This window comes from Sulfurospirillum barnesii SES-3, assembly GCF_000265295.1.
Taxonomy (GTDB): Bacteria; Campylobacterota; Campylobacteria; order Campylobacterales; family Sulfurospirillaceae; genus Sulfurospirillum; species Sulfurospirillum barnesii.
The window spans coordinates 112,797-138,841 of the sequence record NC_018002.1 but is presented as its reverse complement, the minus strand read 5'-3'; the positions used below and the strand labels follow the sequence as shown (position 1 = coordinate 138,841).

Sequence of the window (26,045 nt, the reverse complement as noted above, 5' to 3'; positions counted from 1 at the left end):
GATTAAAACTTATACTTGAGGGATGCTGTAACCAGATGCGCAGCAGAGTCCGTAAATTTGCCATTCACTCCTGCTAAATTGGTAGTTGTACTTCTCTTCTCTTTTTCATCATACAAATACGCTAAGCCCACTTTTAAACTTTGAGAAACTTTATACTCAAATCCTACTGAGTAGAGTTTTGCATCTGAATCTGGAAGTTCAAACCCTAGCGTACTGGTTGGAACAGGCGTTTTATCAATTGCAAAACCTGCCATGAGTTTGAGTGCATCGCTGTATTGGTGACTTAAGCCGATGCGATAGGCATTGACATCTTTCCAGTTTTTAGCCCTTGAGCCCCCTAAATTTTGTTCTGCTGTTGGATTTTCAAAGTCAAAATCTAACTCTTTATAGCTTGACCAATAGGTACGCTCAAACACAAATTCAAGGGTTGTTTTATCCATTGTATATGCTGCTGCTAAGGCTAAAGAGGCAGGCAAAGGAATCTTTGTTTTAACATCCCCACTAGAAGGAGCACCAAGCCATGTTGTTGTTGCATCGCCATCCACGGTCAGATTAACTTTCGAGCGATACGTCGCAGACAAGGTTAAATCTTCAATAGGTTTGTAACTAAGGGCTAGGTTATAACCAAAATCAATGGAATCTGCTTCCATATCATTTGTATAAACTCCAGCACGTTGGTACTTAATCACACCCGTTGTATACACTCCTCGTAAACCAAAACCTAAGGCTAACTGGTCATTGACTTTGTAACTTGCTGTTGGATTAATCTCAATGACTTTTAGGGTAAACTCCTCAGAACTTCGCATCTGATAGCTCTCATCCCAACGCTTTGAAAGCCCAGCGGGTGCTACAATGGAAAGTCCATAACGCCAATTGCCCACCATGGGTGAGACATAGTGTAAATTAGGAAGTAAAAAGTTTTCCTCTTTGGAATCACCATTTTGTGCACTATTCCCGCTATCGGTGTAATCTACTTTGGGTAGATTAATATAGGTTAAAGAGGTTTCAATATACCCACCCTCAGCCATAAATGCCATATTGGCAGGGTTGTAATAACTCGCATCCGCACCATTGGCACTGGCGACGTATGCCGCACTAAGGGCGACAGAATTTAAAGATTGCTCAGGAATTCTATACCCTGAAGCTAAAAGTGTGGCTGCGCTCAGACTTAGTAACGTAGCGACCTTTACGGTTTGTTTCATACATGTTCCTTCAAAATTTAGTGAATGAGGCTATAAAGAAGTTTAATCTCTTCAGCCCATAAAGACTCATCTATTGTTTCAAGTATCAAGGGAATATCATCCATACGTGTATCGTTCATAATAAACGAAAATGGCTCAAGACCTAACTTGCCCTTCCCTAAAGAGTCGTGTCTGTCCACACGGGAAGCCAAATCTGGCTTTGAATCGTTTAGGTGCATTCCTTTAAGATATTTAAAGCCCACGATTGTACCAAATTTGTTCATCGTTTGCTCATAGGTTTCTGGGGTTCGAATGTCATATCCTGAGGTAAAAAGGTGGCACGTGTCAATGCAAACCCCCACACGTTCCTTATCAATAGCATTTTCCATCAAATAGGCAAGGTGTTCCATTTTGTAACCTAAATTGCTTCCTTGTCCTGCAGTATTCTCAACCACCAAACACACACCTTCACTTTTTCGTAACACCTCATTCATCGAAGCGCTAATCAGTTCCAAACAGGCTTCTTCGCTGATGTGCTTTAGGTGACTTCCTGGATGAAAATTGAGCTTATCAAGCCCTAACGCCTCACAGCGTTTCACCTCATCTAAAAAAGCATTCAAAGATTTTTCACGTGCTTCTACTTCAGGATGCCCTAAATTAATGAGATAACTATCGTGAGGCAAAACATGTTTGGGTAAAATCTCTGCTTTCTCTAATTCCGCCTTAAAGCGGTCAATATCTTCTTTTGAGAGAGATTTTCCCTCCCACTGACGCTGATTTTTCGTAAAAAGAGCAAAGGCTTTTGCTCCAATTTTTGCTGCATTCATGGGGGCATTAAAAACCCCTCCACTGGCACTTACATGTGCGCCAACATATTTCATTGTGTATTCCTTTTAGGGGAGTGGTTTTATTCGAATAAGAATGTTATTTTTCGTATCTCTAAAACTGAGTGTTTTGTTTTCAACTTTATATATAATGTGACTGCTATCAAGCAGAAGTTCTTGCTCAAAACCTTGCGAGGTTGAACGTAAAAATTGACCATCATAAATTGGCTTTTGAGCCATAATATCTTGCATCAATTCTGCATAGTGTTCTGTTTCAAAAAAACGCTTGTTAAAGGCTAAACGCTCTAAACATTTTCCCTCCATGCAAATGTAATTTCCCATAATTTCTAAATGAAATAAAATATTTCCTGCTGAGAAAATTTGTACACTATCGTAGTTGTTTCCATGGTTAATAAAACCTGTATCAGACAAAGCAATTTGCTTATTTTTAATCGTGATAATATAGGCGTTGGATTGGGTGATCTCTTTTTTCAGAGCACAGCCACTGAGCCAAAAAAGAAGTATGCTAAGGCTTACATGTAAAAACCATTTCATGATTGACACCCTTTGCATATGCCTTTTAAAACAATACTTTTTACCTCACCCTCAACCTTACCTAAATCCACCTCCATACACTGAATCTTATGGCAATGTTCACAAATAAAATGTGCGTGTGTGTTTCTGGAGAGTTCAAAATACCATTTTCTATCATCGCTTTCAAACTTATGCACCATCCCTGCTTCCTCAAACATGGCAATATTGCGGTAAAACGTGGCTTTATCCATACATACATCCATTTTTTCTTTTATTTGCTCATAACTCATTGGATGATGTGCCGCTGTAAGTACCTCAAAAATTGAAGCACGTGCTGTGGTAAACTTAATACCATGTTTTTCAAAAAGGGTTTTTATTTCTTCCATCATCGTGTATCTTCTTTGTAAATTTAAACCTTATGGTAGCTAAAAAATAATTAAGTCACAACTAAGTTGCATTAGATTAAGATTCGACACATTTTATGCAACTTAGTCGCAAAGGAGACATTTATGAAACGATTGTTGTTACTCTTAACCCTGCTTTTAAGCACCCTTGTTTATGCTAAACCTACGGTGACCGTAAGCATTTTACCCCAGAAATATTTTGTGGATCAAATTGCCAAAGATCTTTTACATGTAAACGTTATGGTAAGCCCAGGGGCTAGCCCACACACGTATGAGCCTAAACCTTCTCAAATGAAAGAGTTAGCCAACTCCGATGCGTATTTTAGCATTGGTGATGGTTTTGAAAAAGTATGGCTTCCGAAATTTAAAAGTACGCACCCAAAATTAGTCATGGTTGATACGATTAAAGGCATTGAAAAAATTGCGATGGCTGAACATCATCATGAAGAAGAAAAAGGGCATAAAGGCGAGAAACACAGTCATGCCCATGAACATGGTACGCTGGATCCGCACGTTTGGCTCGATCCTATTCTTGTTAAAATGCAAGCCAACACTATTTATGAGGCCTTGCTTCAACTTTACCCTGAACATAAAAGTGCCTTTACGCACAATTATGATGCATTTGTTGCATCACTCGATACACTCGATGCCACTATTCAAAGCAAACTCTCAAACGTGAGTAATCGAAAATTTATTATTTTTCATCCTTCATTTGGTTACTTTGCAAAACGCTATAATTTAGAGCAAATTGCCATTGAAGTCAGTGGAAAAGAGCCAAAGCCTAAAGAGTTAGCAGCGATTATTGAAGAAGCAAAAGAAGAGGATGCTAAAGTGGTTTTTGTTTCTCCTCAGTTTTCACAAAAAAGTGCACAAACCATTGCAACACAAATTAATGGCAAAATTTTAACCATTAACCCACTCGCATACGAATGGGCAGACAATATGCTCAATGTTGCTACTATTTTTCAATCAGAACTAAAATGATATAATCGTTTTATGCAAAACGACATTTCAATCAATCACCTTTTTTTTAATTACGATGGCGCAACCGTACTGGAGGATATTAACCTCCAGTACAACCGTACCGAATTTTTAGCCATTATTGGTCCTAATGGTGGAGGTAAAAGTACCCTACTCAAACTGATAATAGGGCTCTTAGAACCTAGTCTAGGCGAAATCCTACTCTTTGGGAAAAAGCCTTTACATGTAAGCCATGAAATTGCCTATGTCCCACAAGACACCATTGCCAATAAAGACTTCCCCATTAAAGTGTTAGATGTTGTTTTAATGGGCAGACTCTCAAAATCCAAATTTTTTGCGCCTTACTCCAAAGAAGATTACACTATTGCTTATGAAATGTTAGAAAAAGTAGGAATGAAAGGGTTTGAAAACCAAAAGATTAATACCCTCTCAGGGGGACAGCGTCAACGTGTTTTTATTGCACGCGCTTTAGCCTGTGATGCCAAAATCATCTTTCTGGATGAGCCTACCGCTAGTATTGATACAGCAGGACAAATGAGTATGTTCCAACTGCTTAAAACACTCAATGAAAATGTGGGTATCGTTATTATTAGCCATGACATCAATGTCGCACTTCATTATGCAAGCAAAGTAGCGCATGTGAACAAAATACTCTATCTTCATGATCTATGCGATACGCAGGCCACAGAAACATTAAAAAAGACAAACTCTCATTTTTGTCCCATTGAACTGATTCATTCAAGACAATGCCATCATACGCACAAAGAGCTCTTATGCTAGAACTGTTTTCATTTGATTTTATGCAAAACGCTTTGTTTGCTTCTGTGTTAGTCAGTGTTATTTGTGGTGTTATTGGAACACTCATTGTCATTAATCGTATGGTTTTTATTGCAGGAGGGATCGCCCATGGCTCGTACGGTGGCATCGGGCTTGCTCTTTATTTTGGGATTGCCCCTATGCTTGGTGCTTCCTTATTTGCTCTTTTTCTAGGTTTAATTATCGCTTATATCACCCATCAAAATGCCACACGTCTTGACTCCTTAATAGGAGTAATTTGGGCATTTGGTATGGCATTGGGTATTATTATGACTGACCTTACCCCTGGCTACAATGTGGATTTAATGAGTTATCTTTTTGGGGCTATTTTATCCGTTTCAACACAAGATTTATACGGCATGAGTGGCGTGTTAGTTTTAGTGTTATCCTTTGTTTTGTTATTTTATAAACAGCTTCTTGCAATGAGTTTTGATGCACAATTTGCAAAACTAAGAGGTGTCAATGTAACAGCCCTTTATATTGCATTGGTACTGATGACTGCTTTGGGAGTCGTCATTATTATTCGAGCTGTTGGACTTATCTTAGTAATTGCGCTGCTTACCATTCCCCCTTATATTGCAGAAAAACTAACCAACTCCATGGGAAGTATGATGTTTATGTCTGTACTTTTATCAACATTTTTTTGCATCACAGGGCTGATCGTCTCATCGGTGTTTAACTTAAGTGCTGGCGCCTGTATTATCAGTGTTGGTACCCTAAGCTTTTTTCTTCAGTTTCTCTATTTAAAAATGAAGACATGCTAGGGTATTTGATTTTGTGCACGATAACGCTCACGAAAATAAACACCTAGTTCAGCAATAAGCATGCCACTTAGAATTAAACATGCCCCACCCACTTGGGAAAGACTTAAAACTTCGTTGGCAAACCAGTACCCAAATAAGCCCGCACTAACAGGTTCCATTGTAAAAATAATGGCTGTTTTAGCCGCTGTTGTAAAACGTTGAACAGCTGTTTGTACCCAAAAAGCAAAAATAGTTGCAAACAAAACGGTGATAATAATGGAATGCACTAGCAAGCTATCAACACGAGGAGGCATGAGTGTTCCCTCTAAAAACAATCCCCCTAAGCATGAACCAAAAGCTACGGTTACAAATTGAATACACACCAATAAATAGACATTGTATTTGGTCGAATAATACCCTGTAAAAACAATATGCATGGCAAACATAATCGCACAAATAAAGGCATATCCTTCACCCAATCCAAAACCAATCTCACTATTAAGTGTTAAAAAATAAAGACCAACAGATGCAATCATTGCTCCCAATAAAGAAAAAATAGATGCTTTGTGTTTAAAAACAAGATAAGCAATAAAAGGAACCACTATCACATTAAGCCCTGTAATAAATCCAACCGTTGAAGAGTACGTATAGGTAAGTGCAAATGTCTGAAACGCATACCCAAAAAACATAAACAACCCTAATAAGCCCCCTGCGACGCAAACATCTTTTGTTAAGTGTTTTAGCTGCCTAAAAGAGATAAGCCCCATTAAAATGGCAGCCACTAAAAAGCGCCAAAATAAAAAAGTATACACAGGTGTCTCATTGACCGCTGCTTGTACAATAAAAAACGTACTTCCCCATGCAATTGCTACTAAAAGAAGCAAAAAATCTGCCCCAAACTCTTTAAATTTTTGATGGATCACAATACCTTGCCCTCTGCTTTAAAATCTAAGGTACGCATTGTAACACAACGCACACTAAAAGCCTCCATACACATGACTCAAATTTAACCATCAAATCACATCTAAATACCATTTTCAAAGCCATATTGAGTGCAAAAAAGAATTTTCTCGTGTTTCTTACTACACGCTTGTTTAGCTCCTGTGATGAATTATTGAGCACAAACCTTTATCTTAATTTTATATACTACTGCTACAATTATGACTTGTTCTAAAACGTCCCCGTGTTACGTTATGAAAGTATTACAGAAAGGTTTGAATGGATCAAGCAATTGTATCGATGGAGAATGTTGATAAATATTATGGCGATTTTCATGTGCTTCAAAATATCAATTTTTCCGTAAAAGAGGGGGAGATTGTTGTCATCTGTGGCCCTAGTGGAAGTGGAAAATCAACCCTGATTCGCTGTATTAATAAATTAGAAGAAATTGATAGTGGTGACATTATTGTTGATGGGTATGATTTATACGATAAAAAAACAAATATTAATAGTGTTCGAGCAGAAACAGGTATGGTGTTTCAACACTTCAACCTTTTCCCTCACCTTACCATTTTGGAAAATATCACTATTGCTCAACGTAAAGTGAAAAAGATTAGTAAACATGATGCCAATGAGCTCTCTTTAAAGCTTTTGGAACGTGTTGGCTTAGTGCATAAGGCAGAGGGATACCCAAATGAACTGAGTGGTGGTCAAAAACAGCGTGTTGCTATTGCACGAACCCTTGCCATGCAGCCGAAAATTATTTTATTTGATGAACCAACCAGTGCGCTTGATCCTGAGATGATCGGTGGGGTTTTGGATGTTATGAGAGAACTTGCTCATGAAAACTACACTATCATTTGTGTTACACATGAGATGGGCTTTGCAAAAGAGGTGAGTAACCGCATTGTGTTTATGGATGAGGGAAAAATTATTGAAGAGGGAACACCTGAAGAATTTTTCACGAACCCAAAAACACAGCGTGCTCAAAAATTTTTACAAGAGATATTAACACACTAAAAATCTTCAAAGGAGAATTCGCAATGAAAAAACTTTTAGCAGCATTCCTTGTAATGCTTGGTCTTAATGCTATGGCAGATGATATTAATCTCTGGCAAAAATCAACCCTCAACAGTATTGTACAAAAAGGGGTTTTAACTGTTGGCTTAGAGCCTGGCTACATGCCTTTTGAGATGAAAGATAAACAAGGTAACATCATTGGTTTCGATGTAGATATAGCCAATGAAATGGCAAAAGCGATGGGTGTAAAACTTCAACTTGTGCCTACTGCTTGGGATGGTATTATTGCAGGTCTTTTAACAGGAAAATATGACATTATCATTTCTGGTATGACCATCACACAAGAGAGAAACCTCAAAATTAACTTTGCAAACCCTTATATTACCGTGGGACAAACAATTTTGGCAAACAAAAAACATGCAGGAAAAAAATGGAGTGATTTAGACAAACCAGAATACACCATTGTCACTAAAATTGGTGTCACAGGTGAAATTGCAACACGAAAAATGTTTAAAAAAGCAAAAATCAGAACCTTTGAAACCGAAGCAGATGCAGCACAAGAAGTACTTAATGGAAATGCCGATGGAATGGTCTATGATAAACCTTACAATGCTATCTTCTTTGCTGAAAAAGGTGCTGATAAATTAGCACATCTTAGTGATGAATTGACCTATGAGCCTTTAGGTTTTGCTATTCGTAAAGGTGATCCAGATTTTCTTAACTGGCTTGACAACTTCTTGAATCAAACCAAAAATGATGGTACGTATAAAAAAATCTATGACAGATGGTTTACTGAAACCGCTTGGCAAAAAAAGGTAATGTAAACAGTGGCAAAAGAGAAACAACACTTTTTACACAATAAAACACTCGGTCACATTGTGGCCGTTTCGTTTTATATTATTCTAGGCTACATGCTCTTTATGGCAGCTTCTAAGATGAATTACATTTGGAAATGGAGTGGTGTCCCTAAATATTTTGTATATGAAAAAATAGAGACCCTAACAGCACCACTTGATGGGAAAATACGTATTCATGGCTCTCATGTTATTGTTGAGGGGTATGATAACAGTAAAGAGGTTGAAATAGAAAAAGGCTATACCCTCAGTGTAAATGAGGGGGATAGTGTGTATGAAAATGACACCCTAGCACATAAAACTTCTACGCAGTTAGGACCTTTGTTGGAGGGCTTAATTGTGACCCTTGAGATTTCAGGAGTCGCTGCAATTTTAGCATTTTCGATAGGTTCACTTCTTGCGTTTATGCGTATTTCAAGCTACCAATTTTTAAAAGATATTGCAACCATTTACATTGCCGTTATAAGAGGTACTCCTCTTTTAGTACAAATTTTTATTTTTTATTTTATTATTGCTACGATTTTTGAGATTGAACGCTTTTTTGCAGGTGCCATTTCTCTGGGTCTCTTCTTTGGTGCCTATATTGCAGAAGTTTTGCGTGGTGCTATACAATCAATTGATAAAGGTCAATACGAAGCAGCTAAATCATTGGGGATGAACTACCCTCAAACCATGCTTTATATTATTATGCCTCAAGCACTCAAACGTGCTTTACCTACACTTGTGGGGGAGATGATTGCTTTGGTGAAGGATTCGTCACTTGTTTCTGTTATTTCTATTACAGATTTGACAAAAGTCGGTCGTGAAATAGTCGCCAATACCTTTTCACCTTTTGAGACATGGTTGATTATTGCAGCAGTTTATTTTGGAATTACGTTTTTGCTCACCGTCTTAGGACATAAAATTGAAAATAGGATGAAAAAACAAGGAGGCATGTAAGTCCTTCTTACACGCCTCAAAGCATATATTCTTGAAGCTCTTTTTTTAGTTCTTCAAGAATTTCTTCTTCTCTTTTTGTGATATAGTGCGAGATTTTTTGGCGCATAAAACTATCAGGAAAAATACGCATACAGTAACGATACGATGTATTGTACTCAATAATATTAATCACTTCACCCTCAACTTCAATTTTTCTATCTTGACTTAGTTCATTCAATTCAAATTCTATTTTAACCTTAGCGCCAATAAAGATACCATGATTTTCATTGCTTACAATGCCTAAGCCATTCATCGATATATCGTATAAACGTCCACTCGTTTGGGCATTGTGATGATGCATATACACCGTTGCAAGAATATCAGGATGAACACGAATGGACTCACGCTGAAGCGCTGGCATCGCCATAAGGTAGGTAAAGTTCGTCAGTTTAACCGTATTGCTTTTAAAATTATAAGAGACAACATCGGCTTTGATATGTTTCGTAAAATAGGCATTTTTAACAATAAAAGCATTATTGTCTAATTTAATCGCAATTGCTTGAAGCTCACCTTCACTGGTAAATGTCACACTTTCATGATCAATGCTTACAATGCGTGCCTCAGAGCTAATAGGCACCCCTTTGTAAAGGTTTAAAAACACTACTTTCTCACCTGCTTCTTTCATGGTTTGAAACGTTTCGAGAATAGAATTTGTATGCGAGAAAAGAACATCACCGCTTTGACCAAAATGGATAAAAGAGGGAGCTTGGCTCGTGGTTTTTTCACATATCTCATGAAAACGATACACGCATGCACATAAAACATCCAAATACGCAACACTCTGGCGTTCTTTACAAAACACTCTGTACTTTTCCATAAAATAGAGCATACTGCGAGTTAATACACATGTAAGTTTTAAACGGTCTTTTTGCATAACAGAAAGCAAGGTTTGTTTAAGTTTTTTAATCTTTTCATCAGATTCAAACACCGTTGCATAAGTTGTTTTTGCAATGGCACTTATCTCTTCTTCATCTATACTATTATCGTATTCTTTAGCTACCAAGACGAAATACGCTCTAAAATCAGACTCAAACTCTTCTAAAAAGAGTGCCGAATGGAGCAAAAAATGCTCTTTTTCTTGTTGAAAAATAGCTTCTGTTTCCATTGTACCCATCCATGACAATTTTTGTTCATTATATCATGTTTTGCGAAGGAGATATGTAATATCTAAAATCACTTCTGTACCTACTCCTTTTTGAGAATTAATACGCATATGAATTTTACATTCATCACAATATGCCTTGACCAAACTCAAACCTATACCATGTCCTTCTTTGGTCATATCCGCTTGATAATAGCGATCAAACACCAAAAAAAGCTCTGACTCGCTCATCCCAATCCCATGATCTTTTATGCACAGTAAACTCCCCTCTAATGAAAGAGAAATGGGTCGTTTATTAACATTGTATTTGAGTGCGTTATGCAGAAGATTTGAGAGAACTTTAATAAGACCATGTTTATCTGCAAAAAGCTTTACATGTAAAACAGAACTTTGAATCTCTACACCATTGGCGATCTCTTTTTGTTTTTCAATTACTTTTTCGACAAGTTCATCAAGAAAAAAATATTCCCTCACATCGGTTTGTATCTCTTTCTTGATAAAATAATCAACCTCTTTATAGAGTTCATAAAGGTCTTGACTGGCAAGTTCAATGCGCATAAGGCGTTTTAATTTTTTACTCTCTTGTTCATCGGCTTGTAGCATTTGAAGGTTGGCTTTAATGACAGAGAGTGGGATATTAAGCTCATGCAGTGTATCTTTTAATAAAATGTCTAAAAAATGATTGGTTTTAAAAAGAGCTGCTAGCGTATAAGAAACTAGGATATATCCCACACATAATGCCATAACAGCAAACCAAAAAAGTACTAACCACGAACTACCTACCCATTCCCATAAAAAAATACATAGCAATGTAAAACACCACAATACAACACTAAAAATAACCATTGTTCGAATGAAAAAAATCTTATCACTACTTCTCAAATCGGTATCCAATGCCTCGAATATTAACAATAGCCTCTTTACCAAAAATCTTTTTTAAATTATTAATATAAACGCGAATAGACCCTTCATTAATCTCTTCGCTGCTGCTCCAAAGGTGTTGATGGATCATCTCCTTGGTCACAACATGCCCTCTATCTTTCACCAGTAAATAAAGCAATTCAAAATCTTTTAAATTTAAATCCAGTTCTGTTGTCCCTTTAAAAAGGCGTTTGCGTGCAAGGTTGAGTTTGTAGTCATTGTCAATGATAAGCCAATCATCTACGATACCTTTTGTACGAGCCAAAATAGCCTTAATCCGTAAAAGTAATTCATGTAAATCAAAAGGTTTTTTAATATAATCATCGCCACCTGCAAGAAAGCCTTTTGCAACACTCTCTTGGTCGTTTAAAGAGGTAATGAAAATAGCAGGTGTGCGATCACCCGAGTGGCGTAAGGCTTGTAAAAATTCAAACCCACTCATGTCAGGAACTTTAACATCCACTAAATACAAATCAAAGGTATTTTGAAAACACGCTTCTAGCGCTTCTTTCCCACTTTTAACCAGGGTACATGCATACGCATATTCGGATAAAAAATCTTCGAGTGTTTGAAGTAAAAGAGTATTGTCTTCTAAAATAAGTAGCTTATAAGACACGCTAGGACTCCTGTAAAATGGTTCATTGTGTAGAAAAAAAGCACTTTAGTATTCTCCCCTATAAATACTTCCAAGAAGCTAACATACCCACACATTATACTTATTAGCCTGATAAAAGTTTTACATGTAAGGAAGTGACTTATCAAAATCTTCGTATTTAAGCCTTGATTGAGTAAAATCAATCTACATTACCCACGTCTTTTGAATGCAAAGAAGCATGGCGTATCAGTGTTAATTTACTATTAAATACATCAGGGGTGAATCATGCAATACCGTTATATTGGAAAAAGTGGCTTACGTGTCACGCCCATTTGTATGGGAACAATGAGTTTTGGCAGTTGGAGTGATAAAAAAGAATCGTTCAAGATTTTAGATACAGCTTATGAGCGAGGTATTAATTTTTACGATACAGCAGAATTGTATCCTGTCCCTCCACGAAAAGAGTATGCAGGATTAACGGAAGAAATTTTAGGGGAATGGTTGCAAACAAAGCCTAGAGAGAGCATCATTTTAGCCAGTAAAGTAGCAGGGGCTGCAAACGGTTGGTTTGTCCCACCCATTCGTCATGGCTACACAGCGATTGATCGTTTTCATATCCAAAGAGCCGTTGAGGGAAGTTTAAAACGTCTTAAAACAGACTATATCGACTTGTATCAAATCCACTGGCCCGATGAAATTATCCCTAAAGAAGTATCTATGCGTGCCTTAGATGAGCTGGTTCAAAGCGGAAAAGTACGCTATATTGGAACATCTAATGACACCGCTTATGGGCTTAGCAAATCCAACACCATCGCACAGTATGAAAAACTCTCTCGTTTTGAGTCCATCCAAAACAATTTTTCCTTGCTCAACCCACGCTTTTTAGATGAACTCTCCACCCTATGCCGTAAAGAAGATGTCTCACTGCTTCCTTATTCTCCGATTGCAGGGGGTGTTTTAAGCGGTAAATACAATCAAGCGTTTATTGACCCAAAAACACGTTTTGGTGAATACATGAAAATTGATGAGCCTCGCCAAAGAGCAATGAGCCAACGCTTTGTCAATGAAAAAACCCTTTTAGCGACCTCAAAATACATAGAAATCGCCAACCAACACGGGATGAGTCCTGTCACACTTGCTGTTGCATGGAGTATGCACTTTGATTTTGTCGCCTCCACGATCATCGGTGCACGCTATGCCCATCAACTTGAAGAGAGCTTTAAAGCACTGGAGACTACCCTTAGCGCTGAGATACTGCGTGAAATTGAAACCATCCAAAAAGAGATTTTGTACCCCATGGGATGAGTCATTACATGTAAAAAGATAGCGGTTAACGTTTGCATTGTTAGCCGCTGTTTTACCCTATTGAAAAGGCACTTCTCCCAACTTTTTATCCGCAATGCGAACATCCTCCCCACTCACTAAAATCGCTTGGGTATTTGAAATGGGACATAACTTCAAATCAAACTGATACTCAGCGATAATTTTTTCCACACTTTTTTTAAACGGAAAATTGGTGTGGTGTGGTAAAGGGTAAAAATCCACACTCTTAAGTGCTGTATAGTCTAAGGATTCTATCTGTTTAAAGTCATCCATGGCTTTGGCATACGTTATATCTGGCGAGACGATCATCGCGCCAGCAGACTCACCGATGTATAGTTTCCCTGCTTTAATATGCTCAACAATGAGCCGATCTGCTCCTGTTTGTCTTAAGGCTTGCAGTAAAAAAAACGTATTGCCTCCTGTAATATAAATACTATCATTTGCCTTGAGTTTGCGTGTAATTTCTTCAGGGCTTAATGCCGTTAACTCTACTTCATCGACGATCATTCCTAGTTTTTGAAGTGCTTTTTTCCCTGCTTGAACATAAAATGTGACACTTTCTGGGATACTTGCCGTGGGGATAAAACTGACGGTTTTCCCCTCCAATGATTCTTCCATAAAATGAGGCAAAAGTTCTGCAACATCTTTGAAAGACGAGGACAAAAACATTTTTTTCATTTCAACTCCTTCTTTCTTAATCTTCAATTCTGCAAATAGCGCTCCAAAAGCTCTACGGAATAAGGACTACAAAATAGCATAAATTTTACGGATTGTTGAAAAATATTTCATCATGTAATAAAAAGAAATCGAGGAATTTACATGTAAAACGTTTTTATTGCGCACCAATCCTACTTCAGCATTTCAAATCCAAATATCATGAGCAAAATTAAAACAGAAAAAATGCGCAGTATCCATTACATGTAAACTTTTTTTACAGAGATTTAGAAGGAATAATGTTACAAGAAAGAGAAAAATCCAGAGTGATTAGGGCTAATCACTCTGTCTGTTTTCTTAGATAGCGTCTTCGTTTTCTTCACCTGTTCGAATGCGAATAACACGCTCAACATTACTTACAAAAATCTTTCCATCACCTATTTTTCCTGTTTTTGCAGCATCCGTAATGGTAGCAATCACTTTATCTACCACTTCATCAGCAACCACAATATCCAGTTTAATCTTAGGGAGAAAATCGACCACATATTCGGCCCCTCGGTAAAGTTCTGAATGCCCTTGTTGACGACCATACCCTTTGACTTCGTGGACTGTCATACCCGTTATTTCAACACTTGAGAGGGCATCTTTCACATCTTCAAGTTTAAAGGGTTTAATAATGGCTTCAATTTTTTTCATTGTTTTCTCCTGATTTTATCGCTTTGCTAAAAATTATTTTATCTTAAATTATTTTAAATACGCTTTGAGAATCAGCTGTGGCTCAAGCGGTTTATCGCGTCCATCGGTAGCAACATTTTCAAGTTTATGCACCACATCCATTCCCTCAACGACTTCACCAAAAATAGTGTGTCTGCCATTTAAATGCGGTGTAGGGACTGTTGTTATGAAAAATTGACTGCGGTTGCTATTGCGCCCCGCATTTGCCATGGCAAGCATGCCTGCTTTATTGAACATCACGAAGGGCTTAAATTCATCCTCAAATGCTCCGCCAAAAATAGAGTCTCCGCCACGTCCTGTCCCTGTTGGATCACCACTTTGAATCATGAAGTTTTTAATCACACGGTGAAAAGAGACCCCATTGTAATACCCTTTTTTCACCAACCCCTCAAAATTTTCACATGCCTTTGGTGCAATTTCTGGCTTTAATGCTAAAACAATCGTACCTTGTGTTGTTTCAAACACCACTTGCGCTGCACACAACGCACTCCACACACCCAACACGCACAAGGCTAACACCTTTTTCATACCCTTAATCTCCTACTAATTTTGTATTGCGAAAGCGATACATTTTATTTTTTACTTTCTCTAAGATTCCCACTTTGATAAGCTGCTGAAACATATGCACCACAGTGGGTTTACTCACGCCAATATTATCAATTATATCCTGATAGGAACCATTAAAAACTTTATCTTCATCCAAATGATTGATGATGTATTTTAAAATTTCTATCTTTTTACCGCCAATGAGTGCGGCAAGCCCTTCAATAATAAAGGAGCAACCTTGAATTTCTTTACTCTGTAATTTAGGGAGCATGGCACTGTAAAGAGCGCTGATTAAATCTTTCATATTGATAGGCTTCATGATAAACCCATCTACTTTCAGTGTAATTGCTTCCAATAAATACTCTGTCTCCGTAAATGCGGTTGTAATAATTGCAGGGATGGTTCGATGGTATTCGAGTTTTAATTTTTTAAGCATCTCAATGCCATTCATAGTGGGCATTAAAATATCAGTGATAATAACATCGACATCTTTTTGCAATGCAAGACTGAGCCCCTCTTCTCCATTGCTTGCACAATACACCTCTTTTACAAAATCTTTTAAAATCATATACGTTTGATCTCGTACCGATTTTTCATCCTCTACATACAATACAACACAATCTTTTAAACCATTAAAATCCATCTACGCCTCCTCCTCTTTCTCGACAATTGGCATCACAATTGTCATAATCATACACTTTTCGTAAAACTTTCCATTGCTAAAGGTGTAAGAGCTATTGCTAGCACCAATGCTCCCTGTCATCTGTTTTTCAATAATCTGCTTTGACATATAAAGCCCAATACCCGTTCCTGTTGATTTATGTTTCGTTGTAAAATAGGGCTCAAAAATTCTATCTTGAACCTCCTCGCTCATCCCTCCTGCATTATCAATCACCCAAATCACACCCGTATTTGCCTCTTTTGAAATCACGATTTCTATGTATTTTTCCTCGCTATCACGTTCCTCAAAAGCATCTTTGGCATTGGAGAGCAAATTCATCATTACTTGAGAAAACTCATTAGGATAGCCTTGTACAATCGAATCGTTTTTACATGTAATCAATATTTTAATTCCTGCCTTTGCATAATAGGCTTTAATTAACTTAACACTGTAGGTAACCGTCTCTTTTAAACTAAAAGGCTCTTCACTTTGATTGGGTTTAAAAAAATTACGAAAATCATCAATGGTATTTGACATGAGTGTTCCCAGTGCCATCCCCTCATTTACCTGCTTCTCGATAAAAGCATCACTAAGCTCTATGCCTGCCATTCGCTTCATTTGAAAGCTTTGAAGAATGAGCACCATTGCACTTAATGGCTGTCGCCACTGATGCGCAATATTTCCTATCATTTCACCCATGGAAGCAAGCCTTGATTGACGAAACATAATTTGGTCTTTTTGCCGACTCTGTTCCACTTCATAGCGCACTTTTTCTTTTAAGTCATCATTGAGTTTTTGCAGTTCTTTCGTCTTTTCATCAATCACATTGGCAAGTTTGCTATGCAAAAGCCGAATATTGCGCAACAACAAAAGAGCCAATAAACCCGCAACAAGCGTCGTGCCAACAGTGGCTAGAACAATCCATTCAAACGTATTGTCATAAACAATTTCTGTCTGTAAAAATCCCTCTTTGGCATTTTTCAAATTTTGATTGATAAGCCCTGTTAAATCAATATTAATCGAATAAACACTGGGATAAAGCTCATTTTGCAAAATTTCAATCGCTTTAAAAGGTTGATTCGAATCAAAATAACGAAACATTTTTAGTAAAATGCCATCTATTGTATGAATTTTCTGTTCAATTTTAAACATAAACCCATGCTCTTCCATACGCCAATACTCTTGCGTCTTTGGTTTTAAAACGCCCCATGAACGTGCTAACTTAACTAACCAATCACTTTCGTCAATTTCTAAACTTTTTTTATACTCTTGAAGCTCAATTTGAATTAGTTCTTGCGCAAGCAAAATAATCACTTGTCCCTCAGATGCGCTGATTAAACCCTTTTCTATATCACGAATGGTATCAAGTACATTCACCGTATAAATATCTTTTAAGTTCTCTAAACGAATTGTAGGAAGCATGCGTTTGGTGTATAAAATATCAAAATTATTTTTAATACGATTGATACTCATATGCGCAAAACTACCAATAAAGAGCATTCCTGTGAGCATAATAAAAAAAAGTAGGGTCGTTTTAGTCGCAATCGTGGTTTCATTAATGCGATGCATTAAATCACGTAAAAGATTACTTTTCACGACTGTTTCCTACCGAGTAAAAGTCCTCTTCAACGTATTCACTTAAATGCACATTGTGTAAGCATTTACAACGCTCATCTCTATTTTTAGGAAGACTATTTTCATCTAAACTCTTAGAAAAAGCTCCTAATGCATCAATAAAATCTTCTTTGCTAAAGGATCTACCAATGCTTTTGAAAACTTCGCTAATCATACGTGCAGCAAAGTAACCTTCAAGTGAAACATGGCTTAGGTCTTCTTGAGGATAATATTTATGCATCAATGCACGGTAATCTTCTACTTCTTGTACTTCAGATGTCCAAGGAGATGGGACGACTTGTGCGAACACTATTCCCTCACCTTCTCCTTTAAGAAGCTCAATCAGTGGTTTTGGTTCCACAAAAGAAGAGAGACCAAATTTGACCTCTTTACGAATTTTCTCACTTTTTCGAGCACGTTTTATAAATTCTGCCACGGCGTGGGTTGAGCCTGCCATTAAAATAACTTCGGGATTACTCTGTTCAATTTCGTACAGTGCGTTTCCTACCGAAAGCGTATTGCGTCGATAGCTCCCCTCACCTACCAAAATAAGATTGTGTTTTGCAAGGGCGCTTTTTGCTCCAGTAAGAGCTGCCATCCCATAACCATCGTTTTGATAAAAAATAGCAAAACGTTTGTGGTTAAAAACACTGGTGTAATACTGCACTAATTTTTCAATTTCATCTAAATCACTGGCTCGCGCATTTAACACAATAGGGTTAACAGGTTTGCGTAGAAATTCTGCACCCGAATACGCCCCAACAAAAGGAATACGTTCTTTAATTGCAATAGGGAACATCACTTCCGCAGAAGGCGTTCCAATAATGCCAAAAAAAGCAAAAACTTTCTCTTGTTTTATAAAAGCATGTGCATTTTCTATGGCTAATTTTGGCTCATACCGATCGTCTTTAGCAATAATTTCAATCTTACGACCGTGTATTCCACCTTCTTCATTTAGATTTTTTAAATAAATCTCACTGCCCAATAAAAATTGATTACCAACGCTGTTCAAGCCTCCACTAAAAGGCCCACTCATGCCTAGACGAATCACATCGCCCTCAAATTTTTTATGGGATACAACGTAACCAAGCAATACCAAAGCGAAGATGAAAAAAAGGATACTGGCAATATAACGCATTGTTACTGTCGCTTTCTTGTGAGTTTAGCGTTATAATAGCCATATTTTTTTATAAAATGACTTAATTAGTAAAAAAATATTTACTTAAAAGAGAAAAAAGTGAATAAAATGATGATTTGTAAAATTTGTGACTCACACATGAGAAGCATTGAAGACAGGGCTTTAAAAAAAGTTTTTTATATCTGTCCTCATTGCGATGCTATTTGGCTTGATCCACACTACCAACTCTGCCTAGAAAAAGAACATGCTTTGTATGATAATCATAACAATAGTCTCGAAAATGAAGGATATGTGACTATGTTTGAAAATTTTTTGAATTTTTTTTGGGATGAACTTACATGTAAAAAAGAATCGCTTGACTTTGGCTCAGGGCCTAGCCCTGTTTTAAGTTATCTTCTCCAAAGAAGAGAGGTCAATGTGGATTGTTATGATAAATTTTACCAACCTCAAAAATGCTATGAAGGAAAAGAGTATGATTTTATTACGTCTACAGAAGTTTTTGAGCACTTAGACAATCCGCTAGAAACTTTATCTCTCTTGAGCCAGCATCTTAAACCCAATGGTATTATTGCCTTAATGACACTCTTTCACAGCAACGATGAAGCGCATTTTTTACAATGGTGGTACCGAAGAGACCCAACACATATTCTTTTTTACACGCCTAAAACCATGGAATTATTGGCAAAAAAATGTGGCTTAATCTCTCTTAAAACGGATGGAAAACGCATTGTTATTTTAAAAAAAGTAGCGCACTAAGCGCTACTTTTGGGTAAAGGTGCAGAAATTATCGGTAGTAACGATCTCGATCATAGCTATGATAATAAGAGCGATCTCTCTCATACCTTGGAGACTCATAACGATGACGAGGTGTATTGTCAATAATAATCACTCTTTCTCGTACATAAGGCTCTGTATAAACCACTCTAGGACGAGGTTCTTCCACATAATGGGTTGTTGTATAATTTCTCTGTGGTGTTCCACCAAAAAGATTTCCAGCACCTTCAATTAAAGAGGGTAACAAGAGAACCGCTCCTGCACCAATAAGAGCACCTCTTTCTCTATCGCCCATTGCATGGGCACTTGTCATACCACTTACCAGCAATCCTACACAGAGTAAAACGGTTTTTAAGATTTTCATCTGGAACTCCTTAATAATAATGTGAGCATTTTAATGTAAAATTGTGAATCAGTCGTGAATTTTTTGCACCCATTTCCAATAAAATGCAAAAAAGATAAAACCTGCACCTAAAAGAGAGGTAATAATAGACAAAGGCATACCCCACTCAAAGAAAGCACCAATAGCAAAAGAAACCAATGTACTGACTCCCATAAAAACCATATCATTATACGCAATGACTCTGCCATAAAATGCTTCATCGGTTTCATACTGCAAGAGGGTATAGGTGTACGACCATAAGGTTGTGGTAAAAAGCCCGCACAATAAAATTCCTATAAAACTCAGATAAAAGTTATACTGAAAGAGTGCCCAAATCATAATACTAACCCCTTGTGCCACAAAAATGTAAAAAAGGCTTCTTGAATTAATATAACGACTTAAAAAAAACTGCCCCAATACCAAAGAGAGTGCTCGTGTGGCATTGATAAAACCAATAACTAAGGGGACAGAAAGGAGGTGTTTGTATTGATAATCTGCCAAAAGAGCAATCAGCGCATCGTATGCACTAAGTCCTACACTGGCATGCAATAAAATAAGATGTATAATTTTTGGATGTTCCCTTAAATAAACAAAACCACCCACAATCATCTCTTTTACATGTAAAGCATATTTGTTCTCTAAAGAAGGAATCTCAAGTCCTAAAAGCAAATAAAATCCAATTCCATAAAGAACCATATCGGCCATAAATGCACTGGTCGTTCCAAAGTAATGAATGTAAAATCCTCCCACTGCCATTCCAAAGGCATAAGAAATCGACCAAATAATTGAGTGAATTTCATTGGCGAGTTTCAATTCATTATTATTTAAAAGTTTTGGCAACAGTGACATTTCGGTTTGAAAATAAATACTCCCTGTACCCATACGTACAAAAATAAGCCCCAATAAAATCCACAGCGCATCTAAAGAGTGAATAAACATGAGCCAAAAAACAGTTACAATCTCAATAGCCGTAAGAAAAAGCATAAAGCGTTTGGTATTGACCTTGTCAATAATCGCTCCACTAAAAGGAGCTAAAAGCATTGAGGGCAAAAACGTAAATGCAGCTGCTGTGCTCAGTGCCCACACAGGCGCTCCCAACTCAATTAAAAGTGTAAAAATAGCCATATGACTAAACCATGCGCCAAAATAACAAATAAGCTGTATTAAACTCAAGCGTCTAAGCGTTGCATGGGAGTGAAGTAATGTAACATACTGCTTCATTTCTTCTCCTTTAGAATTTGCCTGCCATTGTAGCGCTTTTTATTTTTCATGAATAATTTTTTTATGCTAGAATAGCCATCTTAAGCCAAAAACTACCACAAAAAGGTGAAAAAAGATGAAGATTTCAACACGAATTCTCGTATTACTTGTATTGTCATTATTGCTTTTATCCATAAGCATCATTAGTGTCTCCTATAGTAACACCAATGAGAATGCAAACTCTTTTATTGCTGATTATGAAAAAAGTTCTTATTCGTTTTATGAAAATGAGCTAAAAACTATCATGGAAATCGTTCACCAAACTGCACACGCTATCTATAAAGACCAAAAAGCTAAAGGTTTCAGTGATGATGAAATTAAAAAAGCCATTTTATCAAAACTAGATGTCTTACAATTTTTTGATGATAAAAGCGGCTATATCTTTGTGTATGACTATGCGGGTACAAATATTTTAACAGCAACCAATCGGGCACTTCAAGGTCAAAATCTTATAGGTCTCAAAGACAGTAACGGCGTTTTTTTGATTAAAGAGTTGATTGATGTCGCCAAAAAAGGTGGTGGTTTAGTCAAATACCATTTTCCAAAAGTAAAAGAGGGAAAACCTTTACCAAAATTCTCTTATGCCGTCTCTTTTGAACCCTTTAATTGGATGATTGGGACAGGTATTTATGTCGATACGGTTGAGATGGAAGTGGGAAAACTTCAAACACAAATCCAACACAGCACCGCTTCGCAAATAAAATCGTTTCTAAGCATTTCCATTGTGCTTCTTTTGCTCAGTTTGGGTGTGACGTTGTATATGATCACCCGTACAATTTCTAAACCTCTCAATGAACTTATTATGCGTGCAGATAATCTTTCCAGTGGGGATGGAGATTTAACTCGAACATTAGAAGTCATTGGAAATGATGAAATTGCGCTTGCCAGTAAAAGCATTAATCGCTTTATTGAAAAGGTACGCATTCTTATCAGTGAGGCAAAAAATCTTTCCAATGAAAACTCTTCTATTTCTCATGAACTCTCTTCAACCTCTCTTGAAGTAGGACGTTCTGTAGAAACATCCATGCAAATTGTTGGAAACACAACCACACGAGCACAAACCCTCAAACAAAAGATGAGCACAGGCATTACTGAGGCAAAGGCAGGAAAAGAAGAGTTACTCAAAGCCAATCAATTCCTTAAAGAAGCCAACACGGCCATTTTAGAACTGACTCGTGAAATTCAAACCAGTGCGGCTACAGAAATTGAGCTTGCCCATAAAATTCAACAGTTAAGCTCAGATGCTTCACAGGTCAAAGATATTTTAGTTGTTATTGGTGATATTGCCGATCAAACCAACCTTTTAGCTTTGAATGCTGCCATTGAAGCAGCACGTGCAGGTGAGCATGGTCGGGGCTTTGCTGTTGTCGCCGATGAAGTACGAAAACTAGCAGAGCGAACACAAAAAAGCCTTCAAGAAATCAATGCTACGATTAACGTTATTGTTCAAGCCATTATGGATAGTTCAGAGCAGATGAGTTCTAATTCTAAGAAGGTTGAATCTTTAGCCACAACAGCCACAGGGGTTGAAAATAAAATTGGCAATATGTTTAATGTGATGAATAATGCCACAAAGGTCTCCGATAAAACCGCTGAAAATTATCTCAACACTGGGGCGGACATTGAATTAATGATCAATGATGTAGCTCAGATTAACGATATTTCTGCGCAGAATGCTAGAAGTGTTGAAGAAATAGCAGGTGCGGCTGAGCACTTAAGCAAAATGACCGAAATGCTCAATCTCAAGCTCTCTGAATTTAGAACCTAACTCTTTACATGTAAAAGAAGGGGGAGACACACTTATTTCCCCTTTTTCAGGACGTAAATAAAACCCCTTCGCTTAAAGCATTCAATCCACTACATCCCAAAAGTACAATTCTATCCTGAAGTATTTTTTTACTATCAAATTTTTTTTATGATAGAATGTTACAAACTCACAAAGCTAATAAAAAAGGAGCAATCGTATGAAAATATCAACACGAATGATACTCTTACTCATTCTGTCATTGATACTCTTAGGAACAAGTGTTATTGTTATTTCCTATAGCAACACAAAAAACAATGCCACAATGTTTCTTCAAGAGTATGAAACAAGTGCATTTTCATTTCATGAGAATGAGCTAAAAACCATTATGGAGATGATGCAACAAACCGCACACGCTATCTATAAAGACCAAAAAGCGAAAGGTGCAAGCGATGATGAAATTAAAAAAGCCATTTTATCAAAACTGGATGTACTACGTTTTTTTAATGATAAAAGTGGCTATATCTTTGTGTACGACCCTGATGGCACTAATGTTCTTTTACCAACCAACAAATCCCTAGAAGGTAAAAATCTCAGTGGGCTTAAAGACACGAACGGTGTCTTTTTTGTTAAGGAAATGTTAGAGATTGCAAAAAAAGGGGGAGGTCTTGTAAAATACTACTTTCCAAAAGTCAAAGATGGCGAACCCTTTTTAAAATATGCGTATGCTATCCCTTTTGAGCCCTTTAATTGGATGCTAGGTACAGGCATTTATGTCGATAATGTTCAAAAAGAAGTCCAAAAGCTACAAACAAACATAGATAAGAACACCGCTTCGCAAATAAAATCGTTTCTAAGCATTTCCATTGTGCTCCTTTTGCTCAGTTTGGGTGTGACGTTGTATATGATCACCCGTACGATTTCTAAACCTCTCAATGAACTTATTATGCGTGCGGATAATCTTTCCAGTGGAGATGGAGATTTAACTCGAACATTAGAAGTCATTGGAAATGATGAAATTGCGCTTGCCAGTAAAAGCATTAATCGCTTTATTGAAAAGGTACGCATTCTTATCAGTGAGGCAAAAAATCTTTCCAATGAAAACTCTTCTATTTCTCATGAACTCTCTTCAACCTCTCTTGAAGTAGGACGTTCTGTAGAAACATCCATGCAAATTGTTGGAAACACAACCACACGAGCACAAACCCTCAAACAAGAGATGAGCACAGGCATTACTGAGGCAAAGGCAGGAAAAGAAGAGTTACTCAAAGCCAATCAATTCCTTAAAGAAGCCAACACGGCCATTTTAGAACTGACTCGTGAAATTCAAACCAGTGCGGCTACAGAAATTGAGCTTGCCCATAAAATTCAACAGTTAAGCTCAGATGCTTCACAGGTCAAAGATATTTTAGTTGTTATTGGTGATATTGCCGATCAAACCAACCTTTTAGCTTTGAATGCTGCCATTGAAGCAGCACGTGCAGGTGAGCATGGTCGGGGCTTTGCTGTTGTCGCCGATGAAGTACGAAAACTAGCAGAGCGAACACAAAAAAGCCTTCAAGAAATCAATGCTACGATTAACGTTATTGTTCAAGCCATTATGGATAGTTCAGAGCAGATGAGTTCTAATTCTAAGAAGGTTGAATCTTTAGCCACAACAGCCACAGGGGTTGAAAATAAAATTGGCAATATGTTTAATGTGATGAATAATGCCACAAAGGTCTCCGATAAAACCGCTGAAAATTATCTCAACACTGGGGCGGACATTGAATTAATGATCAATGATGTAGCTCAGATTAACGATATTTCTGCGCAGAATGCTAGAAGTGTTGAAGAAATAGCAGGTGCGGCTGAGCACTTAAGCAAAATGACCGAAATGCTCAATCTCAAGCTCTCTGAATTTAGAACCTAACTCTTTACATGTAAAAGCGGATTTGACCTTACATCAAATCCGCTTTATTCTTAGGGTTGAACTTCACTCTTTTTAGGATAGATAAAAATAGTCTTTCTCTCTACAGTAATTTTCTCTTTATCCTCTAACGCAAAGGCTTTAACGATAACTGGAAGATTCTCATTTTCTTCCTTAAAAACCTTGGCTGGTGCAGAAATAATGACAATTTTTTTGATTTTCTCTCCTGCTTTTAATAAAAATGGCTCTGTTGGCTTTTCAATTTTTAACTCAGGATGCGAAAGCTCAAAATAATAAGAGTGGTCTTTTGCTTCAGTATTTTGAAATAAGAAGGTATAAACATTTTCAACGCTTTGATTGTTTGAACTCATTTTATAGAGTTGACTGGTTCTGTTAATATTTAAAAGCATATACTCTTTTTTGCTTCCCATAACAAAAAGTCCAACCAAAACCAAACTCAAAGCAACCATGTATGCAATGGTTCTAAAACGTAAATAGTTTGTTTTTTTGTTTTTTTCAACTTCAATCGAACTGGTCCATGTAATCAAAGACGTTTTACCCAGTTTAGCCATAATTGGCGTACATGCATCCGCACACTCAAGACAGTTAATACACTCCAATTGCATACCTTTTCGAATATCAATATGCGTAGGACACACCCTTACACAGGCTTCACACCCTGTACAATCATCACTCTCAAGTGGTGGTTTATTGCTGAGCTTTGTCCCTTGTGCATTGTAAATTTGCCCACCGCGTTTTTCATTGTAAATGGTTTGAATTGTATGTTCATCAAAAAGGGCAGACTGAATACGAGAATAAGGGCAAATGTAGACACAAAAATTCTCTTTTAGTGCCACCACATCATAAATTAAAAAGGCAGTAATCCCTAAAAGAAATCCATATAACACTGTGTGTTCAAGTGGATCTTGCACATAGGCAAAAAAATCTTCAGGGGGAATGAAATACCATAAAAAATTCGAAGCCGCAATGAGTGCTAACATACCCCAAATCAAAATAGCAAGAATCCGTTTTAAGACAGAGTTTTCTTTAGGTTCTTGCTGTTTGTTCTGAATACTTTTTCGAATACCCAATAATTTTGTTTGAATAAAATCACGAAAGATAACCCTAAAAATGGTTTGAGGACAGGACCATCCACACCAAACTCGCCCACCCAATGTTGTGACAAAGAAAATGGTTAAAAAAAAGAACATCAAAACAAACGGCATCAAATAAAGCTCTTGCATATCAAAGGTGGTAAACAAAAGGTGGAGTTGCTTTCTATCAAAACTCAATAGAAAAAAATGATTCCCATCTATGGTAATAAATGGCAAAGTAAGGGCAATAAGCGTGATAATACCAAAGACAATATAGCGTTTTTGCCTATACAAGGTCGTAGTGACAGATTGATTCATA

The 26,045-nt window shown here is 37.2% G+C and carries 27 protein-coding genes; 10 read left to right on the top strand and 17 right to left on the bottom strand.

Features of this window, described 5'->3' with window-relative positions:
* Positions 1 to 2: 2 nt before the first annotated feature.
* Genes SULBA_RS00755 through SULBA_RS00740 form a run of 4 tightly spaced genes read right to left on the bottom strand, consistent with a single transcriptional unit; the run spans position 3 to position 2,928 of the window.
* Positions 3 to 1,202 (bottom strand): OmpP1/FadL family transporter, encoded by a 1,200-nt coding sequence (locus SULBA_RS00755; RefSeq protein ID WP_014768366.1) that lies wholly within the window; start codon positions 1,200 to 1,202, stop codon positions 3 to 5.
* 17 nt (positions 1,203 to 1,219) lie between these two features.
* Positions 1,220 to 2,062 (bottom strand): deoxyribonuclease IV, encoded by an 843-nt coding sequence (gene nfo / locus SULBA_RS00750; RefSeq protein ID WP_014768365.1) that lies wholly within the window; start codon positions 2,060 to 2,062, stop codon positions 1,220 to 1,222.
* A 12-nt stretch (positions 2,063 to 2,074) separates the two neighbouring features.
* Positions 2,075 to 2,560 carry a hypothetical protein gene (locus tag SULBA_RS00745; protein WP_014768364.1) on the bottom strand — a complete coding sequence of 162 codons (486 nt, stop codon included), beginning with the start codon at positions 2,558 to 2,560 and terminating at the stop codon, positions 2,075 to 2,077.
* Positions 2,557 to 2,928, bottom strand: coding sequence for a Fur family transcriptional regulator (locus SULBA_RS00740; RefSeq protein ID WP_014768363.1), 372 nt, complete (start codon positions 2,926 to 2,928; stop codon positions 2,557 to 2,559). The genes SULBA_RS00745 and SULBA_RS00740 overlap by 4 nt, the downstream gene beginning before the upstream one ends.
* 120 nt (positions 2,929 to 3,048) lie before the next feature.
* Here SULBA_RS00740 and SULBA_RS00735 point away from each other — a divergent pair, with 120 nt between their 5' ends.
* Genes SULBA_RS00735 through SULBA_RS00725 form a run of 3 tightly spaced genes read left to right on the top strand, consistent with a single transcriptional unit; the run spans position 3,049 to position 5,504 of the window.
* Entirely contained in the window at positions 3,049 to 3,927 is an 879-nt protein-coding gene (locus SULBA_RS00735; RefSeq protein ID WP_014768362.1) for a metal ABC transporter solute-binding protein, Zn/Mn family, read from the top strand.
* 12 nt (positions 3,928 to 3,939) lie between these two features.
* Positions 3,940 to 4,704: a metal ABC transporter ATP-binding protein gene (locus tag SULBA_RS00730; RefSeq protein ID WP_014768361.1), complete on the top strand. Its 765-nt coding sequence runs from the start codon at positions 3,940 to 3,942 to the stop codon at positions 4,702 to 4,704.
* Positions 4,698 to 5,504 (top strand): metal ABC transporter permease, encoded by an 807-nt coding sequence (locus tag SULBA_RS00725; protein WP_014768360.1) that lies wholly within the window; start codon positions 4,698 to 4,700, stop codon positions 5,502 to 5,504. Before SULBA_RS00730 ends, SULBA_RS00725 begins: the two co-directional genes overlap by 7 nt.
* Here SULBA_RS00725 and SULBA_RS00720 read toward each other — a convergent pair.
* Entirely contained in the window at positions 5,501 to 6,406 is a 906-nt protein-coding gene (locus tag SULBA_RS00720) for a DMT family transporter (RefSeq protein ID WP_014768359.1), read from the bottom strand. The genes SULBA_RS00725 and SULBA_RS00720 overlap by 4 nt on opposite strands.
* Positions 6,407 to 6,701: 295 nt before the next feature.
* On the opposite strand from SULBA_RS00720, the gene SULBA_RS00715 reads away from it, so the two are divergent.
* Genes SULBA_RS00715 through SULBA_RS00705 form a run of 3 tightly spaced genes read left to right on the top strand, consistent with a single transcriptional unit; the run spans position 6,702 to position 9,235 of the window.
* Positions 6,702 to 7,442 (top strand): amino acid ABC transporter ATP-binding protein, encoded by a 741-nt coding sequence (locus SULBA_RS00715; protein WP_014768358.1) that lies wholly within the window; start codon positions 6,702 to 6,704, stop codon positions 7,440 to 7,442.
* Positions 7,443 to 7,465: 23 nt separating this feature from the next.
* Entirely contained in the window at positions 7,466 to 8,266 is an 801-nt protein-coding gene (locus tag SULBA_RS00710) for a transporter substrate-binding domain-containing protein (RefSeq protein WP_014768357.1), read from the top strand.
* A 3-nt stretch (positions 8,267 to 8,269) separates the two neighbouring features.
* Entirely contained in the window at positions 8,270 to 9,235 is a 966-nt protein-coding gene (locus SULBA_RS00705) for an amino acid ABC transporter permease (protein ID WP_014768356.1), read from the top strand.
* A gap of 16 nt (positions 9,236 to 9,251) precedes the next feature.
* Here SULBA_RS00705 and SULBA_RS00700 read toward each other — a convergent pair whose 3' ends face one another.
* The 3 genes from SULBA_RS00700 to SULBA_RS00690 are packed head-to-tail and all read right to left on the bottom strand — an operon-like array spanning position 9,252 to position 11,913.
* Positions 9,252 to 10,379 (bottom strand): PilZ domain-containing protein, encoded by a 1,128-nt coding sequence (locus tag SULBA_RS00700; RefSeq protein ID WP_014768355.1) that lies wholly within the window; start codon positions 10,377 to 10,379, stop codon positions 9,252 to 9,254.
* A gap of 33 nt (positions 10,380 to 10,412) precedes the next feature.
* Complete coding sequence (locus SULBA_RS00695) at positions 10,413 to 11,288, bottom strand: sensor histidine kinase (protein WP_014768354.1); 876 nt, start codon at positions 11,286 to 11,288, stop codon at positions 10,413 to 10,415.
* Positions 11,248 to 11,913: a response regulator transcription factor gene (locus SULBA_RS00690; protein ID WP_014768353.1), complete on the bottom strand. Its 666-nt coding sequence runs from the start codon at positions 11,911 to 11,913 to the stop codon at positions 11,248 to 11,250. Before SULBA_RS00690 ends, SULBA_RS00695 begins: the two co-directional genes overlap by 41 nt.
* A 264-nt stretch (positions 11,914 to 12,177) precedes the next feature.
* On the opposite strand from SULBA_RS00690, the gene SULBA_RS00685 reads away from it, so the two are divergent.
* A complete protein-coding gene (locus SULBA_RS00685; protein WP_014768352.1) occupies positions 12,178 to 13,197 on the top strand; it encodes an aldo/keto reductase in 1,020 nt (339 codons plus the stop codon).
* Between the two features lie 57 nt (positions 13,198 to 13,254).
* On the opposite strand, the gene SULBA_RS00680 is transcribed toward SULBA_RS00685, so the two are convergent.
* The 6 genes from SULBA_RS00680 to SULBA_RS00655 all read right to left on the bottom strand — a co-directional run bounded on the left by SULBA_RS00680 (position 13,255) and on the right by SULBA_RS00655 (position 18,563).
* Entirely contained in the window at positions 13,255 to 13,893 is a 639-nt protein-coding gene (locus tag SULBA_RS00680; RefSeq protein ID WP_014768351.1) for a Type 1 glutamine amidotransferase-like domain-containing protein, read from the bottom strand.
* Positions 13,894 to 14,226: 333 nt separating this feature from the next.
* A complete protein-coding gene (locus tag SULBA_RS00675; protein ID WP_014768350.1) occupies positions 14,227 to 14,565 on the bottom strand; it encodes a P-II family nitrogen regulator in 339 nt (112 codons plus the stop codon).
* A 48-nt stretch (positions 14,566 to 14,613) separates the two neighbouring features.
* Positions 14,614 to 15,132, bottom strand: coding sequence for a peptidylprolyl isomerase (locus SULBA_RS00670; RefSeq protein WP_014768349.1), 519 nt, complete (start codon positions 15,130 to 15,132; stop codon positions 14,614 to 14,616).
* 4 nt (positions 15,133 to 15,136) lie between these two features.
* Positions 15,137 to 15,793 carry a response regulator gene (locus SULBA_RS00665; RefSeq protein WP_014768348.1) on the bottom strand — a complete coding sequence of 219 codons (657 nt, stop codon included), beginning with the start codon at positions 15,791 to 15,793 and terminating at the stop codon, positions 15,137 to 15,139.
* Positions 15,794 to 17,407, bottom strand: a complete 1,614-nt coding sequence (locus SULBA_RS00660; protein ID WP_014768347.1) for a sensor histidine kinase — start codon at positions 17,405 to 17,407, stop codon at positions 15,794 to 15,796.
* A complete protein-coding gene (locus tag SULBA_RS00655; RefSeq protein WP_014768346.1) occupies positions 17,397 to 18,563 on the bottom strand; it encodes an ABC transporter substrate-binding protein in 1,167 nt (388 codons plus the stop codon). Before SULBA_RS00655 ends, SULBA_RS00660 begins: the two co-directional genes overlap by 11 nt.
* 108 nt (positions 18,564 to 18,671) lie before the next feature.
* Here SULBA_RS00655 and SULBA_RS00650 point away from each other — a divergent pair, with 108 nt between their 5' ends.
* Complete coding sequence (locus SULBA_RS00650; protein WP_245391421.1) at positions 18,672 to 19,319, top strand: class I SAM-dependent methyltransferase; 648 nt, start codon at positions 18,672 to 18,674, stop codon at positions 19,317 to 19,319.
* 28 nt (positions 19,320 to 19,347) lie between these two features.
* On the opposite strand, the gene SULBA_RS00645 is transcribed toward SULBA_RS00650, so the two are convergent.
* The gene (locus SULBA_RS00645; RefSeq protein WP_014768344.1) at positions 19,348 to 19,701 is read right to left on the bottom strand and encodes a hypothetical protein; all 354 of its coding nucleotides are present in this window, start codon (positions 19,699 to 19,701) and stop codon (positions 19,348 to 19,350) included.
* A gap of 48 nt (positions 19,702 to 19,749) precedes the next feature.
* Positions 19,750 to 20,940, bottom strand: coding sequence for an MFS transporter (locus SULBA_RS00640; protein WP_014768343.1), 1,191 nt, complete (start codon positions 20,938 to 20,940; stop codon positions 19,750 to 19,752).
* A gap of 115 nt (positions 20,941 to 21,055) precedes the next feature.
* Between SULBA_RS00640 and SULBA_RS00635 the strand changes: the two genes are divergently transcribed.
* Both SULBA_RS00635 and SULBA_RS00630 read left to right on the top strand, forming a co-directional pair.
* On the top strand, positions 21,056 to 22,747 hold the full coding sequence (locus SULBA_RS00635; protein ID WP_014768342.1) for a methyl-accepting chemotaxis protein: 1,692 nt from the start codon (positions 21,056 to 21,058) through the stop codon (positions 22,745 to 22,747).
* 196 nt (positions 22,748 to 22,943) lie between these two features.
* Positions 22,944 to 24,635, top strand: a complete 1,692-nt coding sequence (locus SULBA_RS00630) for a methyl-accepting chemotaxis protein (RefSeq protein ID WP_014768341.1) — start codon at positions 22,944 to 22,946, stop codon at positions 24,633 to 24,635.
* Positions 24,636 to 24,685: 50 nt separating this feature from the next.
* Here the strand turns inward: SULBA_RS00630 and ccoG are convergent, their stop codons facing one another.
* The gene (gene ccoG, locus SULBA_RS00625) at positions 24,686 to 26,044 is read right to left on the bottom strand and encodes a cytochrome c oxidase accessory protein CcoG (RefSeq protein ID WP_014768340.1); all 1,359 of its coding nucleotides are present in this window, start codon (positions 26,042 to 26,044) and stop codon (positions 24,686 to 24,688) included.
* Position 26,045 lies beyond the last annotated feature (1 nt).

Bases quoted from the DNA above. Each gene is read 5' to 3' on its own strand.
- SULBA_RS00755 (WP_014768366.1), bottom strand. From the start codon at position 1,202: ATGAAACAAACCGTAAAGGTCGCTACGTTACTAAGTCTGAGCGCAGCC.
- SULBA_RS00745 (WP_014768364.1), bottom strand. From the start codon at position 2,560: ATGAAATGGTTTTTACATGTAAGCCTTAGCATACTTCTTTTTTGGCTC.
- SULBA_RS00735 (WP_014768362.1), top strand. From the start codon at position 3,049: ATGAAACGATTGTTGTTACTCTTAACCCTGCTTTTAAGCACCCTTGTT.
- SULBA_RS00670 (WP_014768349.1), bottom strand. From the start codon at position 15,132: ATGAAAAAGGTGTTAGCCTTGTGCGTGTTGGGTGTGTGGAGTGCGTTG.
- SULBA_RS00680 (WP_014768351.1), bottom strand. From the start codon at position 13,893: ATGAAAAAAATGTTTTTGTCCTCGTCTTTCAAAGATGTTGCAGAACTT.
- SULBA_RS00655 (WP_014768346.1), bottom strand. From the start codon at position 18,563: ATGCGTTATATTGCCAGTATCCTTTTTTTCATCTTCGCTTTGGTATTG.
- SULBA_RS00650 (WP_245391421.1), top strand. From the start codon at position 18,672: ATGATGATTTGTAAAATTTGTGACTCACACATGAGAAGCATTGAAGAC.
- SULBA_RS00630 (WP_014768341.1), top strand. From the start codon at position 22,944: ATGAAAATATCAACACGAATGATACTCTTACTCATTCTGTCATTGATA.
- nfo (WP_014768365.1), bottom strand. From the start codon at position 2,062: ATGAAATATGTTGGCGCACATGTAAGTGCCAGTGGAGGGGTTTTTAAT.
- SULBA_RS00700 (WP_014768355.1), bottom strand. From the start codon at position 10,379: ATGGAAACAGAAGCTATTTTTCAACAAGAAAAAGAGCATTTTTTGCTC.
- SULBA_RS00685 (WP_014768352.1), top strand. From the start codon at position 12,178: ATGCAATACCGTTATATTGGAAAAAGTGGCTTACGTGTCACGCCCATT.
- SULBA_RS00640 (WP_014768343.1), bottom strand. From the start codon at position 20,940: ATGAAGCAGTATGTTACATTACTTCACTCCCATGCAACGCTTAGACGC.
- SULBA_RS00730 (WP_014768361.1), top strand. From the start codon at position 3,940: ATGCAAAACGACATTTCAATCAATCACCTTTTTTTTAATTACGATGGC.
- SULBA_RS00645 (WP_014768344.1), bottom strand. From the start codon at position 19,701: ATGAAAATCTTAAAAACCGTTTTACTCTGTGTAGGATTGCTGGTAAGT.
- SULBA_RS00715 (WP_014768358.1), top strand. From the start codon at position 6,702: ATGGATCAAGCAATTGTATCGATGGAGAATGTTGATAAATATTATGGC.
- SULBA_RS00710 (WP_014768357.1), top strand. From the start codon at position 7,466: ATGAAAAAACTTTTAGCAGCATTCCTTGTAATGCTTGGTCTTAATGCT.
- ccoG (WP_014768340.1), bottom strand. From the start codon at position 26,044: ATGAATCAATCTGTCACTACGACCTTGTATAGGCAAAAACGCTATATT.
- SULBA_RS00725 (WP_014768360.1), top strand. From the start codon at position 4,698: ATGCTAGAACTGTTTTCATTTGATTTTATGCAAAACGCTTTGTTTGCT.
- SULBA_RS00675 (WP_014768350.1), bottom strand. From the start codon at position 14,565: ATGAAAAAAATTGAAGCCATTATTAAACCCTTTAAACTTGAAGATGTG.
- SULBA_RS00635 (WP_014768342.1), top strand. From the start codon at position 21,056: ATGAAGATTTCAACACGAATTCTCGTATTACTTGTATTGTCATTATTG.
- SULBA_RS00665 (WP_014768348.1), bottom strand. From the start codon at position 15,793: ATGGATTTTAATGGTTTAAAAGATTGTGTTGTATTGTATGTAGAGGAT.
- SULBA_RS00740 (WP_014768363.1), bottom strand. From the start codon at position 2,928: ATGATGGAAGAAATAAAAACCCTTTTTGAAAAACATGGTATTAAGTTT.